Origin of the sequence: Thalassospira sp. UBA4513 (genome assembly GCF_002388495.1) — a bacterium.
GTDB lineage: Bacteria > Pseudomonadota > Alphaproteobacteria > Rhodospirillales > Thalassospiraceae > Thalassospira > Thalassospira tepidiphila.
In genome coordinates this window covers 89,711-105,905 of sequence record NZ_DGMR01000003.1, presented here as the reverse complement: position 1 = coordinate 105,905, position 16,195 = coordinate 89,711, and the positions used below count along the sequence as shown (strand labels likewise).

At 55.4% G+C, this 16,195-nt stretch carries 11 protein-coding genes; 4 read left to right on the top strand and 7 right to left on the bottom strand.

What is annotated here, in order from left to right:
* Positions 1-14: 14 nt before the first annotated feature.
* On the bottom strand, positions 15-2,441 hold the full coding sequence (locus B2T33_RS01265) for a YbcC family protein (RefSeq protein WP_286790953.1): 2,427 nt from the start codon (positions 2,439-2,441) through the stop codon (positions 15-17).
* Complete coding sequence (locus B2T33_RS01260) at positions 2,438-4,024, bottom strand: proton-conducting transporter membrane subunit (protein ID WP_083997125.1); 1,587 nt, start codon at positions 4,022-4,024, stop codon at positions 2,438-2,440. Before B2T33_RS01260 ends, B2T33_RS01265 begins: the two co-directional genes overlap by 4 nt.
* Before the next feature lie 102 nt (positions 4,025-4,126).
* On the opposite strand from B2T33_RS01260, the gene B2T33_RS01255 reads away from it, so the two are divergent.
* Positions 4,127-4,990, top strand: a complete 864-nt coding sequence (locus B2T33_RS01255; protein ID WP_064781725.1) for a LysR family transcriptional regulator — start codon at positions 4,127-4,129, stop codon at positions 4,988-4,990.
* 23 nt (positions 4,991-5,013) lie between these two features.
* Here B2T33_RS01255 and B2T33_RS01250 read toward each other — a convergent pair whose 3' ends face one another.
* A complete protein-coding gene (locus B2T33_RS01250; protein WP_197146930.1) occupies positions 5,014-5,925 on the bottom strand; it encodes a LysR family transcriptional regulator in 912 nt (303 codons plus the stop codon).
* A gap of 215 nt (positions 5,926-6,140) precedes the next feature.
* On the opposite strand from B2T33_RS01250, the gene B2T33_RS01245 reads away from it, so the two are divergent.
* The 3 genes from B2T33_RS01245 (at position 6,141) to B2T33_RS01235 (ending at position 10,331) form a co-directional block, all read left to right on the top strand.
* Entirely contained in the window at positions 6,141-7,805 is a 1,665-nt protein-coding gene (locus B2T33_RS01245; protein ID WP_197146929.1) for a GMC family oxidoreductase, read from the top strand.
* Between the two features lie 151 nt (positions 7,806-7,956).
* Positions 7,957-8,934, top strand: coding sequence for an EamA family transporter (locus tag B2T33_RS01240; protein WP_197146928.1), 978 nt, complete (start codon positions 7,957-7,959; stop codon positions 8,932-8,934).
* Between the two features lie 326 nt (positions 8,935-9,260).
* Positions 9,261-10,331, top strand: coding sequence for a cytochrome-c peroxidase (locus B2T33_RS01235; RefSeq protein ID WP_064781722.1), 1,071 nt, complete (start codon positions 9,261-9,263; stop codon positions 10,329-10,331).
* 77 nt (positions 10,332-10,408) lie between these two features.
* Here the strand turns inward: B2T33_RS01235 and B2T33_RS01230 are convergent, their stop codons facing one another.
* From B2T33_RS01230 to B2T33_RS01215, 4 genes are all read right to left on the bottom strand, one after another.
* Entirely contained in the window at positions 10,409-12,319 is a 1,911-nt protein-coding gene (locus B2T33_RS01230) for an autotransporter outer membrane beta-barrel domain-containing protein (protein ID WP_286790952.1), read from the bottom strand.
* A gap of 120 nt (positions 12,320-12,439) precedes the next feature.
* Positions 12,440-13,273: a transporter gene (locus tag B2T33_RS01225; protein ID WP_286790951.1), complete on the bottom strand. Its 834-nt coding sequence runs from the start codon at positions 13,271-13,273 to the stop codon at positions 12,440-12,442.
* 106 nt (positions 13,274-13,379) lie between these two features.
* The gene (locus B2T33_RS01220) at positions 13,380-14,390 is read right to left on the bottom strand and encodes a formylglycine-generating enzyme family protein (RefSeq protein WP_286790950.1); all 1,011 of its coding nucleotides are present in this window, start codon (positions 14,388-14,390) and stop codon (positions 13,380-13,382) included.
* 1 nt (position 14,391) lies between these two features.
* Positions 14,392-15,978: an arylsulfatase gene (locus tag B2T33_RS01215; RefSeq protein WP_286790949.1), complete on the bottom strand. Its 1,587-nt coding sequence runs from the start codon at positions 15,976-15,978 to the stop codon at positions 14,392-14,394.
* Positions 15,979-16,195: the final 217 nt, after the last annotated feature.

Here is a 16,195-nt window from a genome sequence, read left to right as displayed (position 1 = left end):
ATGGTCCACTCGTCTTAGGCGTCAGCCGACGGGTGGACATCTTCCCAGACCAGATCACCGGTGTACCGACGCGATAGCTTGCCAGCCCCTTCAAATGCCATCAAATGAAGCCAGCCGTTATCAAACAGGGCGCGCACGGTTGGATGCCTTTCCAACACATCAGAAATCGCAGATGTCGGTGCATCAATGCACACGGTTAACCGCACCGGTTCGTGCCCAGCCCCGTCATCGCCAGATACCGATTGCATCGGCAACCCGGTGCGTAATTGCCCACCATTGCCTTCATAAACGCCAATCCCGCCAACAACGTTATGCAGCAGTTTGTTGCCCGAACCATAAAGCTCTGTCGCAACGCTTGATGCGTAATATTGCAGGCTGATCCAGCTTGCCACGACGACCGGTGCCGTCAGGATCAGTTCAAGAACCGCATAATCGTTCTTCTGATCGGCATGGTGATCATAATCATGCAGGAAGCTTTCACTCGAAAGACTGGTCTGCGCACTATAACTACGCGGAGCGGCGATAAAGTATTTACAACCCGCAAGCCCCCATTCCGGGCGGGTTTCCGCCCAGTTCGCAGCCCGTGCCATAACATCGCGTTCGGACTTGGCCCCGGGCAATCGAGCCGTCCGCTCGGCACGTGCAATCATCCCGGCCTTGCCAATAACATCCAAAAGCCGATCAAGCGCCGCGCGATCCATCGGGCGATCAATATCGCCATCATAAAGGGTCACACTGTCGGTTGTGGTATCATGCAAACCGGCAACGAAAACCGTCGCATCGGGAATGCCAATACCGCGATCTACCAGACCATCGCGCACCGCCTGATCATTGAGCAGATCTGCCAAAAGACGTGCATTCACATCCCCGGCATGCCCACCGCACGCCCCGCAATGAAGCGCACTTTTATGCGGGTTATTGGTGACATTCGCGCCATGACCGGCCAACAAAACCGTTTGTGCAAAACCATGGGTCAGCGACATCGCACGCAGGACCTTTTCGGCAATATCGCATTTCGCCCCATCATCAAGTGCAGTTTGAAACACCGGCTTTGGCGATTTTTCTGCTTTGCCTTTGTCCCCAGTCAGCCCCATCGTGCTTTTCGCCAGTTCCCAGATATAAGTTGGCCCAATCGCATCGACATAGGCAAAGGATGTCAGTGCGGCTGTCTTGACCTGATGCCACGGGCGGACGGCCTTATGAACAAGCTCGTTAACAAGGCCGCTTGTTTCGGCGTGATCATGGGTGCAGCTTTGCAATCCCGGTGACAGCAGGACCGGCAGGCGGCTTTCGCTAAGCGCTGAGTTGGCTGGACCATGGGCGACCGGCAAACCAAAGAACCCGGCAAAACCAAGGGTCACGATATCGTCTGATACACTTTCAAGCGCCCGACGAAACACCTCGGAACGGACATCAATGCAAAATGCGGCTTGGATTGATGGAGCCAGATCCTTGCGGTCATTCGCATCCACTGCCCCAAGCTGCTTGGTCAGGTTGCCCTGCAGGGACCGTTCATAGGCGTCTTGCGCAATTTCACGCGCAATATCAAATTCGGATGCACTGATCGGCATTGCATGGTCTGACAAGGCACTCAGCCAATGGACTTCGATTTGGGACTGCAACGCCTGATAAAGGGCGAAATCCCATGACAACCGCACTGCCAAAAGATCAATGATCGTATCATCAGAGCGGCCATCAAGCTCGGCGATCCAGCGCAAATAACGCCCATGCTGCGCCCAGCCATTGATCGATAGCAATGCCTGATGCAATTGGCCATCAAGACCAAGGTTATGCGGATTAAGCACTGCAACCATTTCATCGATTGCCGCCACCGCATCACTTGGCAGATCGCGAACAGTCGCCCGAAAATCGGCCAATCCCAGCAATTGCGCCGTGCGATCATGTTGCACCCAGAATTGCCAGGACTTCCAAGCGGTTTGTGCCTGAGAAGCCCCCTGCCAAAGTGCGCCGCCACGATCAAAATAGGCCGCAGCCCATCGACCAATGCAATCCTCGATAATCGTTGGCCAGTCGGTGCCCGTTGCCGTCATGGCAATATCGGCAAGGGTTGGCACCTTGCAGGCTGATGCCCGCTCTGCGCGCAGCGCGTCTTCAAGTTCGGCAACACCAACAGGCTTGACGCAATATGGCGCGGCATCCAATGCCTCGCTCAGGGCGTGTTTGGCAATTGCGCCTGACTTGATTTTGCCAAGATACCAGTCACCCGGCTGCAAGGTGTCCGTCCCGATCAGCCTTTGATGCTGGGCTGCGACCTCTGCCAGACGTTTACTGGCCTGTCCGACAAATGGATTAACTGCAACCGTACTTTCAAGCGGCCAAGCCGGGGCGATGTTTTCAATCGCGCGCCCAATCGCATCATCAATCAAGGATGGCACCGCGCCGTCATCTTCAAACGCGATATTGGTCACGGTAACATTCATGATTTTTCTCCACTTAAACTGGCCGGTGTTGCCGGAATGCGCCAGGTGCCAAACACCCGGTCCGTGATCGCATTAAGGTAAAATCCATTGCAAAGATGAACGTAAAATCGCGCCAACCGAGGCGACGGCGCCTGCCCGAACAAAACATGGTTTTGCATCAGACCAAGCAACGCAAAGCTTACGATGACAAGGATGCTCATCGCCCACATGACGATGGGGCTGCCCTGCCAGTCGGGGAACGCATCAAGCCCTGCGTGATGGGCCAATGTGTGAAAACCGAAATAGGTCACGCAGATAATCACGGATGTCAGCGCGCCAATCAGCCAACTTTGCGAAATAGCCCCTTCCTTGCGGACCGAACAGACAAGGTGGAAACTTGCAAAAATCACCACCACGCTGATCGCCATCACCGCGGGCGCACCCCCGTCGCCAAACAGCGCACCGATCCCAACCGAGATTGCGATGGCCAAAACCAGGCTTCCGATAACCGATGCCGTGCCCATGGATTTTTGCGGGCCAAGCTTGCGCAAGGTGTGAAGTTTCTCAATCGTGCTGCCTGACGACAGAAACGCATATGCCTTGTAAAGCGAATGGGCCACGATATGCAGTAAAGCCAAGGCAAACAGACCAAGTCCGCATTGCAGGATCATGAAGCCCATCTGCGAAATGGTCGACCACGCAAGCCTGGTCTTGACAGCCGGTTGGGTAATCATCACCGCGCTGCCAAACAGGGCCGTCACCAAACCGACCATGGCAATGCCAACCATCACATTGGGGGCCACAACCACAAGATCCGATAACCGGATCAACAAAAACCCACCGGCATTGACAATGCCCGCATGCAACAGGGCGGAAACCGGTGTCGGGGTTTCCATCACCTCGACAATCCAGGTATGGGTCGGAAACTGCGCAGATTTCATCATCGCGGCAATCCCGATCAGGCCGACAATCCACGCAACCGAACCATCAAAGCCAATAGCCCGCACAGCTTGGCTGATTTCGGAAATATCGAACGTCCCGAACTGAAGATACGTCAGAAAAATCGCACTGATCAGGGCAGCATCCCCCAACCGCGCAATGACGAATTTCTTGCGCTGGGCCCGCTTGGCGGCCTTGCGGTCGGCATAAAACAGCAACAACCGATGCAGAAGAAAACTGGTGGTCACCCAGAAGATCGCCAGCTGGATCAGGTTGGCCGACTGGACAAAGGCTGTGACACTTGCCAGTGACAGACCAAGATACCCGACAAATTTTCCCTGACCGTCTTCGGCACGAAGATAGCTGATGGAATACGTCAAAATGACCCATGCCAGAAACGCCACAAGGCAGAGCATGGTGACGCTGACAATATCGATCATCAGTTCAAACCGGATCGGACCCACTATCGGCACCACCGCACGCATGTCACCGCCAGTTATCAGAACGACTGCCGTGGCAACCGCACTTGCCAGCCCCGCAAGGGATAGCCCCTTGATCAGGCGTTCATGACCGCGCGACAGGCGTTGGGTACTGCTAAACCCCGTCAAACCGGCAGCCAGCAGGCAGGCAATGGTCAGAACTGGCAAAAAAGATGCGAAAACCAATGGTTATCTCCAATCCGCTCGATTTCCGCAGACAATAGGGTCAAAGCCATGGTAAATTAAAATATATAGATTCTATTGTTTTGTTCTGTTTATGTGAACGATATGGCCGAGCTGAATTATCATCACCTGCGTTATTTCCATGTTGTTGCCCATGAAGGCCACCTGACCCGGGCGGCGGAAAAGCTGCATGTTTCGCAATCGGCGCTTTCCAGTCAGATCAAACAGCTGGAAGAACGTTTGGGGCAGCAATTATTTGAACGCCGTGGACGGTCCCTGATCCTGACCGAGGCCGGCCGCATCGCGCTTGATCATGCGGACGCAATTTTTTCTGCCGGGCGTGAATTGATCAACACGCTGAAACAATCGGGCGTCGCACGCCGGGCTTTGCGGATTGGGGCGATTTCGACATTGTCGCGTAACTTTCAGCTGTCCTTTCTGGCCCCGGTTCTGGGCAACACCGACATTGAACTGATTTTGCGGTCCGGCAGTTCGGCCGAACTTTTGAACGCCCTGACCGCGCATCAACTCGATGTCGTGCTGACCAACCAACCGCCAGATTCCGATGCCCTGTCAGGATTTGTTGTCAAAACGATTGATACCCAGCCGGTCGGCTTGATCGGCACACCAAAGTTATGTACCGCCAATGACAAGCTTGAAGACCTTTTGCGCACTGTGCCGCTGATCTTGCCATCCTCATCGAGCGGCATGCGCATGGGATTTGACGCATTGTGTGACCGTCTTGATATTGTGCCGCAAATCGCCGCCGAGATTGACGATATGGCAATGATGCGCCTTTTGGCCCGTGAAGGGGCCGGACTGGCCGTTATTCCGCCGATCGTTGTCAAAGACGAAATTGCCCGTGGTGAGTTGATTGAGGCACAGGTTCTGCCCGACATTGTCGAGACATTCTATGCCGTAACGATGCGTCGACGCTTTCCCAACCCGGCCCTGGCGATGGTGTGTTAAGCCGTCAACACGCAAACAGCATTTCACCAGGTCGCTTCAAGAACCTCAAACAAGGCCGATATCATCGGCAGTTCCTTGCGCCGTTCGGTTGTGATCAGGCTCAGGCAGGCCGGAATGGAAACGGTGTTGCACACGGCAAGGCCAAAGGTCTGCTTTTCATGCAGTGCGATGGAATCACGACACAAGCTTAACCCCACGCCGGATCGAACCATTTCCAGCATTGAGGCTTCCTGATCAACACGCGCGACGCAATTTTGCGTGCAGTCATACTGATCAAAAATCCGCCTCAGCAACCGGGAGTGCACCGATGCGTCTGTCGTGCCGATCCACGGAAGCCTTGCCAGTGTCGCCCAGTCGGCGTGTGCGACCTCTTTTTCCCAACCGACCGGGGCGATCACCCGATAATTAAAATCGGCAAGCTTGATCGCGTGGATTTCTTCGGTTGAGATGGCCGCAATATCACCATCGACATCCGGCCCGCTCAGGTAAAACCCGGCATCGATCTGATTGCGGCAGACCTTTGTCAGCATCTCGCCACTAACGCCATGCACCAGTTCAGTTTCGATATCAGGGTAATCAATGCGCATCTGGCTTAACATCCGGCCAAGACGGATGAATTCCGGATCAACGATGGTTCCGATCCGAAGCTTCCCGCCCACACGCCCGGCACGCTTGCGCGCGCTACGACGAAACTCGTCCATCGCATCGAGCACAATCTCAGCCTTTTTGAGCATCGCCTGCCCGTCCGGCGTGATTTGCAGCCCGGTTGATGTCCGCTTGAAAAGCGAAATGCCGGTTTCCTCACCAAGACGCTTGATCTGGTGACTGATCGCCGGTTGCGTCAGGTTCAGCACCGATGCGGCGCGCGAAACGCTTCCTTCGCGTGCGACGGTGACAAATGCCAGCAACATGTTGATGTTCGAAAAACGAGTCATATAAATAACACTAATATTGCTATTCGGATTTTGTCATTAGATTTATGCGACGCTTGCCCGCTAAATACACATTCGGTGTTCGCACCAAATGAAGACCGCTTGCCGATCAAAAGAGCAAGCGGCCATCGGAATTGCCTTTGTAGGCCTTTGGTTGCGCGGCCCTTTGGGCCGACAGCCAAACCGATAGAAACCAACAGGGAAGGCGCGTCACAACGATGACAACCACAGAAAACTTCGACTATGTGATCATCGGAGCCGGTTCTGCCGGTAGTTTGCTTGCCAATCGGCTGAGTGCTGATGCCAAGAACAAGGTGCTGCTGCTTGAGGCTGGCAAGGCAGATAACTATGCATGGATCCACATCCCGGTTGGCTACCTTTATTGCATCGGCAATCCGCGCACCGACTGGATGTACCAGACCGAACCGGACAAGGGCCTGAACGGCCGCGTTTTACGCTATCCGCGTGGCAAGGCGCTGGGTGGCTGTTCATCGATTAACGGCATGATCTATATGCGCGGTCAGGCCCGTGACTATGATAACTGGGCCAGGATCACCGGCGAAGAAGCCTGGGATTGGCAGCATTCCCTGGCCGACTTCAAGCGCCATGAAGATCACTACAAGCTTGATCACGGCAACACCCCCGAGACACAAAGTGGCAAACCGTTTACCGAGATGCATGGTCATGGCGGCGAATGGCGCATTGAAAAACAACGGCTTCGCTGGGACATTCTTGACAGCTTCATCGAGGCCGCCGGTCAAACCGGGATCGAGCCGACCGATGATTTCAACGACGGTGATAATACCGGCATTGGCTATTTTGAAGTCAACCAACGGTCCGGCTGGCGCTGGAACACGTCAAAGGCCTTTATCCGCCCGATCAAATCGCGCCAGAACCTGACAGTCTGGACCGAGGCACAGGTCGAAAAACTGACCTTTGCGAGCAATGCCGACGGCCAAACGGTGTGCACCGGGGCAATCGTCAACAAGGCCGGTACGTCACTTGGCGTTACAGCCAGCAAGGAAGTCGTCCTGTCTGCCGGGGCTGTGAACACGCCGCAAATCCTGCAACTTTCCGGCATTGGTCCGGCAAAATTGCTTAAACAGCATGGGATTGACGTCGTGCTTGATGCGCCCGGTGTCGGGCAGAACCTGCAAGACCATTTGCAAATTCGCGCGATCTATAAGGTGCATGGCGCGCGCACGCTCAACACCCTTGCCAACAGCCTGATCGGCAAGGCGCAAATCGGCCTGCAATATTTGCTCAGCCGCTCCGGCCCGATGAGTATGGCCCCCAGCCAATTGGGCGCCTTCACACGGTCCGATCCATCGCGGCAATATTCAAATCTTGAATATCACGTTCAGCCACTTAGCCTTGAGGCCTTTGGCGGTGATCTTCATGACTTTCCTGCCGTCACGGTGTCGGTCTGTAACCTGAACCCGACCAGCCGCGGCAGCATTCAGATCAAGTCTGCGGACTTCCGAGATGCGCCGCAAATTGCGCCTAACTACCTTGATACCGACGAAGACCGTAAAGTCGCGGCCGACAGCCTGCGACAGGTCCGCGACATCATGTCGCAACCGGCCATGGCAAAGTACCAGCCCGACGAATTCAAACCGGGCGTGCAATATCAAAGCGATGAAGAGCTCGCCAAGCTGGCCGGCGATATCGCCACGACCATTTTCCACCCGGTCGGCACCGTCAAGATGGGCCGCAAGGATGACACATCGGCCGTTCTTGACCCGCATTTGCGCCTTAAGGGCGTTGCGGGCCTGCGCGTTGTCGATGCGTCCGTGATGCCCGAAATCACCAGCGGCAACACCAATTCGCCGACCCTGATGATTGCCGAAAAGGCCGCTGGATGGATCCTGTCTGACCAATAAGTGCGATCTGCGCGCGGCCTTTCCAAACAACTGAGAACCACACTTTTGTTTTCATGAAATAAATTCAGATATTGATACCCAAATTCCTGTCGCGCTTTTGTCGTGTTTGGTGCAACATGGCCGAAGATCATAACTTTTAAAAAATCTTCATATGCCCGTATTGCTCCTGCTTTTTAGCACCACACTCGTCTGGGCCCTGATGTTGGTCAGCAACCGCATTGCGCTGACCAGCTTTGCGGTTGATGCCTATGCCATGACCTGCTGGCAGCTTGTCTTTGGCGGGATGGCGCTTGTCCTTCTTGCACCGGGGCGCCGCATTCCGTGGCGGCAATTTGCCCTTCCGATCAACTGGGCCTATGGGTTCCTGCGTGTATTGACCGGGGTCAGTTGGACGGCATCCCTTTTATATATCAGCGCACCTGAAAGCGGCATTTTGTCGCAAACCGGCATGCCGATGGCAGCCCTTGCCGCGACCTTTATCCTTGGGCGCGCACCGGGGCGTTCGGAATGGCTTGGCCATGCGATCCTGATATCCGGCGCCCTGTGGCTGGCCTGGCATTTGCCCGGCGGGTTCGCCAACCCGGCCGTGCTTTTGATGCTGGCATCCGAAGTCACGGCAATTTCGTCCTCGGTTCTGGCGGAACTTCATCCTGATAATCAGGTCAAGGACACCTGGGCGCATCTGCGCTTTACCGGGGTGTTGTTGTTGATTACGGCCTCGGTCTTTTTGATTGCTCCGCCGGTGGTCGAATTCATAAATCCGGTTGCAATCCCCTATATCTCGACCGATGGGCTGTTTGGCACCGAAACCCTGATTGCCGGACTTCTGATCGGCATTCTGTTCCGTGGGCCGGCAATGGTTTTAACCCTTCGATCCATCAAGATTGCCGGGGTCGAGAAATACATCCTGTCGACAAGCATCCTGCCCTTTGTCCTTTTGGGCCTTGAGATGCTGGCCGCCAAATTCGACCTCACACCGACTCCAACTCATGACAGTGTGTTCTGGATCTCTTCCCTTTTGGTGATGATCGGGATTATCCAGATAACAGCTTCAAAACACCGTCACGCCGCAAAGACCAAACGGCTTGCTGCAACGGCAAGTACGCCTGCAACCCAAAGCACGACCTGACCAAAGAAGACAAGACCACGATCTCCCTGCAGGATGCATCTCTCCCCTCCATCGGAGAGAACATATGACCTTCCCCGGTCGCTATGTCCCCCGGCATCTTGCGCCTTTCGGTGTCCCCCCGAAAGGCTGAAACGCCCGGGCCTCCCACCCGGGCGTTTTCTTTGTGCCCGCACGGATCGCCAAGGCACATTTGCGAATTCTCATTATTGAAATTCAATTTAAACCATTGATATAAAACGTTATTTAATTAACAAGTTGATGTATGTCACGGTTTTACAACCCCGTTTTTGGTCTAGTACCCGAACCACCAAAAATGGGAGAGAGAAATGACATCCCGACGCCTGTTTTCCAAAGCCCTTCTGTCCACCGTTGCGGCATGTGCCCTTGGCGGTGCGGCAATCGCGGCAGAACCAGCCGAACTTCGTGAAAGTGCGCTGGACTATTTCGAAGTCATTCCGTCGATGGTTCCCGCCATCGAAGGCAATGCCGTCACCCGTGAAAAGGTCGAACTGGGCAAGATGCTGTTCTTTGAACCGCGTCTGTCGGCCAGTGCGATCATTTCGTGCAACACCTGCCACAACCTTGGCATGGGCGGGGACGACAATCTGGAAACCTCCATCGGACATGGCTGGCAGAAAGGCCCGCGCAACGCACCAACCGTTCTGAACGCCGTCTTCAACGAAGCCCAGTTCTGGGATGGCCGCGCCGAGGATCTTAAGGCACAGGCCAAAGGCCCGGTTCAGGCCGGTGTTGAAATGGCCAGCACGCCGGAACGTGTCGTGACCGTGCTAAAATCCATCCCGGAATATGTCGACCATTTCAAAACGGCATTCCCGGGCGAAGATGATCCGGTGACCTTTGACAACATGGCAAAGGCGATCGAGGCATTCGAGGCAACCCTGATCACCCCGGCCTCCCGGTTTGACCAGTTCCTTGAAGGCAACGACACCATCATGACCGAAACCGAGATGACCGGTCTGGAACTGTTCATCGATACCGGCTGTGCATCCTGCCACAACGGGGTGAATGTCGGCGGTACGGGTTATTATCCGTTCGGTGTTGTTGAAAAGCCGGGCTCCGAAGTCCTGCCGCCTGATGACAAGGGCCGCTTTGCAGTTACCCAGACCGCAAGTGATGACTATGTGTTCCGTGCCGGTCCGCTGCGTAATATCGCGCTTACCGCACCATATTTCCATTCCGGCAAGGTCTGGGATCTGGAACAGGCGGTTGCGATCATGAGCAGTTCACAACTTGGCACCGAGCTGTCTGAGGATGAAGTCAAGGCAATCACCGCCTTCCTTCAAACCCTGACAGGTCAGGAACCGCAGGTCACCTACCCGATCCTTCCAGTCAGCAGCACGGACACGCCAAAACCGGCCGCGATGATTGCCAACTGATATTGCATCCGCGCGCAATATCAAGTTGATCCGGTGCCCGTCACCCTGCGTTGGGTGGCGGGCATTTTTTGTCACCGTCAAAAGGCAAAGGATACCCGTGCCTTTGCCTCCCAGATATCAAGCCCGTTCTGCCCGATACTGAGATATCCGGCCCCGACGTCAAAGGCGATCCGGTCCTCATAGAAAAACCGCATCCCGCCGCGGATGGTGCCGGTCACGGGCGATGTGTCTTCAAGTCGCAGATCACCCGACAGGATCTTGCCGTCATTGGGGCGATCAAGTGCGATGTGCAGCCCAAGCTCGCCATAGGGCATTCCCAAAAGGTCATCGCCAAGATCGACATACCGGCTGGCCTCGCCTGACAGTTCCGCTGAACCATAGCCAAAATGATCCGAGCCGATATTGACCGTCACCGGGGTGGTGTTGATCGTACCGCTCAGATCATAGTCCTCGACAAAGGTTTCGGCATAGGAAAGACCAAGGCGCGGGCGCAAGAACCATTCTTCGTAACGATACTGCCCGTTGATTGCAGCCGCGGCGGAAAGTTGATGGGAAAAGTAATTCCCTTCAAGAACGACAACCTCAAGATCGTTTTGCAACAACATATAGCCAAGCGATCCCTGCACCGCCCATTGTGGCGACAGCCGATGGGCAAAATACGGCCCGACCGAAAAGCCATAGGCCGCAGTTTCCAGCCCGCCGTCATATCCATCAGACCCGCTGGTTTCAAATGACGCAGAAATACCGGCAACCGTATCCTCGGCAATTTCGCGATCAACCCCGAACAGGAACGAACCGCTGTAACCTTCGGTATCAAGATTATGTCGACGGTCCTCGGCATAAAACCCGCGCGTTTCCGACCAGAAGTTCCACAAGGGTTCACGAATGAAATCACGCCCCGGCGTCAATGGCACGTCCGACTGTTCAAGCAAGGATGCCACCGTGATCCCCTCATACCCGCCCTGACGGACCAAGGTGCAGGGTGCGGTAAAGATCGCCCCGCTTTCATCGAGATACAGGTATCCATTCCCTTCAAGGATCGCACAGGTACTATCCGCAAGATATGCGTCAGGGCGCTTTGAAAGCTGCGCATTGGCAACTGTTTCCGGCACATTTGGCGATGGCGGGGTGATGGCTGGAACCTCTGGCGTAATCGGTTCCGGGGGCAGCACCCCGATGGGTGGTTTTGTGCCGATGGGAAGTTCCGGGGTGATCCCGGTTGGCGGTAAGGTTCCGATGGGGGGTGTGACACCAATCGGCAGTTCCGGCGTAATCGGCTCCGGCGGCAGCACCCCGATGGGCGGTTTTGTATCAATGGGAAGTTCCGGGGTAATACCGGTTGGCGGCAAGGTGCCGATGGGCGGCGTTACACCAATCGGGAGCTCCGGCGTAATCAGATCGGGTGGCAGAATGCCGATGGGCGGTTTGACAGCAATCGGAACCTTGGGCGTGATGCCGGTCGGCGGCAGGATACCGATTGGCGGGATCACGGCGATGGGGATTTCCGGTGTGATCGTTTGGGGCGGCAAAATCCCGATCGGGGGCTTGATCGCTACGGGCGGATCAACAACCGTCGGCACCTCAGGTGTCAGAAAATCAGGAAATAGCCGTCCGATCGGCGGCAGGTTCACCCCACCTTTCTGGTTCTGGCTATCAAGCAGACAGCCCCCACCGCTATTGTCATAAAGATGGTGCGTGCCGCCATTGCCGGTCGACACAACATCCGACAATGTAAGATGCAAACCGCGACGCGCCTGATTCCAGCTATCCTTGGTTGCCCCTTGTGCATCAAGGCGAAACGCCCCGGAACTGGTGCCTGACAGCCACACTGAATTGGAATTATCGGCTGTTTTCCCGACAAAGATCAGCCCACCATCTGCGGCACAATTGGCAGCCTGCGCCTCCGACAGCGACGCCGCTGCAAATAACGCCCCAACACCTGCAATCGCCCAATGACCAGCAAACTGGCCAACAACTGACCGTCCCATATCACCCCCCATTCATGGTATCCAAGTTGCGCGCGCAGCACCTGTCGGTTTGATCCGACTATTTCCCCATAGCATTTATGCTGTTCAAAGCGGTCCCAAAGCTGTGTTGATATCCACCAGTTATTTTGGAAACAGGAATGTCAAAATCAGTCGCGCGCCCCACCCATCCGGCCCCGCATCCGGGCTATCCACCCAATAACGTACACCTGCCCCGACACTGATTTTCTGATCGCCGATGCTGGTCAGCTTGGAAACGATGCCATTGACCGGCACCGACCATTGTTCGGCCGTCCAGTTATAGGTACTTTCGGTATTCAGCGCGAAAGTCCAGGCATTCTGCGTGGTGTAATTGATAAACGGCTGGAAAAAACTGGCGTTGGTCGCCGAGGCAGCAGACCCCTCGTCCGCGCCCCAGATATGATTGGTCAACATGCCATAGGTCCATGGGCCATCGGCGAACAAACCGACAGCCGTCGGGCCAGCACCCCATTGATCAACGCCAAGACTGCTTTCACTGGCTGTCGGCAATAACAGTGCCGGACCAACACCCCAGATCAGACCACTTTCGGTGGGTTCAACCGGCGAGAAGAAGAAGCTTTGAACCGTATCGCCAATGCCGGTATCCGTGCCACTGTTGCCGTTGACATCGTTCTGATGCACCAACGGCAAAATGGTGCGCGAAATCAGGTTCCAGTCATCATTCAGGCGCATCGGCATGACCGGTTGCACATTGATCAGGTATTTTTCCCCGTCTGCCGATCCATACCCGCTGTCATAATTGCCCTGGAACGGGACGCTGATCAGATTGGCCACCGGATTGGCCAACTGTTTGGCAAGATCGGAATTGTCACTTTGCGCAACCGCCGGGACCTGCATCAACATGATGGCAACCCCGGCAGCACCGGCAAAGACCCGCTGGCGGACGCAAAATTTTAGAAACCTTACGAAAGGCATGGTCTGTTCCTTTCTCCGTTGATGGGGCGCATGTCGCGGCGACAACCGATGCACAGATCAAACAGCATTTCCTGACAGCCAATCCGCCGTCAGGAGAAAGGGAGGATCATTGGATATCCCTGACGATGCGAAATCCGATATGGTTGGAACCGATATGCCCCTCGGCCGGTTGTCGGGCTGCCGGGCGATAACGCAGGCAGAAATTTGGCGCACATAACCATGATCCGCCTTTCACAACGGTCATCGGGCCGGTTGCGCTGCTGGCAAAACGTACGGCAAGTTTCATCGGCGGGCCGCTTGGGTCCGTCTGGGCAGTGTTAGGATGGCCCGGCACCCACCAGTCGTTGACATGTTCCCAGACATTTCCGGCCATGTCGTAAAGACCATAACCATTTGCCGTAAATTTACCGACGGGTGCGGTTCCGTGATAACCGTCATCAGCCAGATCGTCTGTCGGAAACTGCCCCTGCCAGCTATTGGCTTTCCAGCCTTGGGCAGGGTCATATGTGTCGCCCCAGACATAGGCCTTTCGCGACAAGCCACCGCGCGCGGCAAATTCCCATTCTGCTTCGGTCGCAAGCCTGCCACCGGCCCATTTGGCATAGGCACGCGCATCTTCGATGGACACCTGTGTTACCGGATGATCATCAAGGCCATCGATGTTGCTTTCGGGTCCGGTTGGATGTTGCCAGTTTGCCCCGGCGACATACCGCCACCAGTTTCCGATATCCCCCATATCCACAGCACCTGCGGGTTGGGCAAAAACCATTGATCCGGGTTGAAGCAGTTCCTCGGGCACACCGGGATAGTCCGCCGGATCAAGCGGCTTTTCCACGGACGTCACATATCCGGTTTCTTCGACAAATTCGCGAAACTGCGCATTGGTGATTTCGGTTCGGCTGATCGCAAAGGGCGAAACCGTCACCTGATGGATTTCGGTTTCTTCCCGATAAATGCGGTCTTCCCCCATCAGGAAGGTGCCACCCGAAAGTTCGACAAACTCAGGCAGGTCTGCCGCAAGGGCGGCGGGTACCCCCAAAAGGCCTGCGACCGCCAAAGACAGGATCGAGAGATTGTCCGGCCAAATATATCTCCCAAAAACCGTCAGTCCCTTCATCCTATTGGCGTCCCTTGGCAAGGAAATCCTGCACCATGTTCGACATGTCAAACGAGGCCCCGCCCTGCACAGGCGGATATTCACCAAGCGTTTGAAGATGCTGGGTCACCAGAACGCTCACGGGCTGCATCAACCACGAAACCTTCTGTGCAAGGTGACCATAGGAATCAATGCTGCTGTAGCTTTCAAACGGATCCATCCGCAGATTGAAGATCATCGGGAAGTTCCGCGGCGTCATGTTGTCGTAGTAATCTTCCTTAAGCGCGAAGTGCATTTTCCAAGGACCGACACGCACAGCCGTCAGTTGGCTTTCGAAATAATAGAAGATGTGATCGCGTGCCGACTGGTCTGTTTCGCCCTGCCAGTAAGGCAGGTTGTTCACCCCATCGATATACTGGTTTTTTTCTTCCATCACACGTTCGGCAGGATCATCAATCCCCGCAGCAACGGCAAGGGATGTGAACATGTCCTGATGGCCCTGAATACCGTTCAGTATTTTGTCTTCGGGCAGTTTGCCCGGCCAGCGGATCATGGATGGCACCCGCACACCACCTTCATAGGTGGTCATTTTCTCGCCGCGGAACGGAGTGGTCGCGCCGTGCGGCCAGGATGCATGCTCAGGCCCATTATCGGTCGAATACCAGACGATGGTGTTTTCGGCCAAACCCTGCGCATCAAGCCAATCAAGCACACCGCCGATATCATGGTCATGCTGCAACATGCCGCTGCCGTGATAATCGGCCTCGGATGTATATTCCTCGGCGGCGTAACGCCACTGGTCATTCAGGCGGGTGTAAAGGTGCATGCGGCTGGTATTAAGCCAGACAAAGAATGGCTCGTTGGCGTCCTTGGCAGCGGTCATGAAATTGATCGCGGCCGGGATGATTTCCGCCCCGTCAAAATCTTTCATCCGTTCCTGGGTGAGTGGACCGGTATCCTGAATGATCTGTTTGCCAACCCGGCCAAAGCGCGGATCGACCGTACCGTTGTCCTCTTCGGTGGCAAAGCTGTGTAACACCCCACGGGTGCCAAAGCGCGCGTCATATTCCTCAAGCGATCCGGCGAACTGTTCGGCAAAGCGTTGATAATCACGCTGCTCGGCTTCTTCCTGCGTGTTGAGGTGATAAAGATTGCCAAAGAACTCGTCAAAGCCATGGACCGTTGGCAAATGTTCGTTGCGGTCGCCCAGATGGTTCTTGCCAAACTGCCCGGTGCGATAGCCCTCTTCTTTCAGAAGCTCCGCCAGTGTCGGGCTTTCTTTTTGCAGGCCAAGGACCGCGCCCGGTTGGCCAACCGTCGTCATGCCGGACCGGATCGGATATTGCCCGGTAATAAAGGCCGCACGCCCGGCCGTGCAGCTCGGTTGTGCATAGTGGTCGGTAAACCGAATGCCTTCATTGGCGATCCGGTCAATATTGGGGGTCGTGTAACCCATGGTGCCAAGCCCATAGGAAGACAGGTTCTGCCACCCGATGTCATCGCCCCAGATAACAAGGATATTGGGCCTTTCCGCGTCCTGCGCAGATGCTGGAGACCAGATGAAATTCAGGGAAATCGCCGCCACCGCCGCTACCAGAAACGTCTTCATTATCTGCTCCTATCCTTCGCGCTTTCACAAGCAATGTCGGCAAGAGAATTTCCGGGGGATCCAATGAAGGCACATCGCACGAAACCCGGGTTGCGCGTAAACCTGTGAGGCTTGCTTTGAGGTACTGATAGTACCCCATAAAAACTTTGGGTTGAATAACTTGTTTGTGAAATAGGACACACATACCCATCGCCATAAGGAACCGGCCCCTGCGATG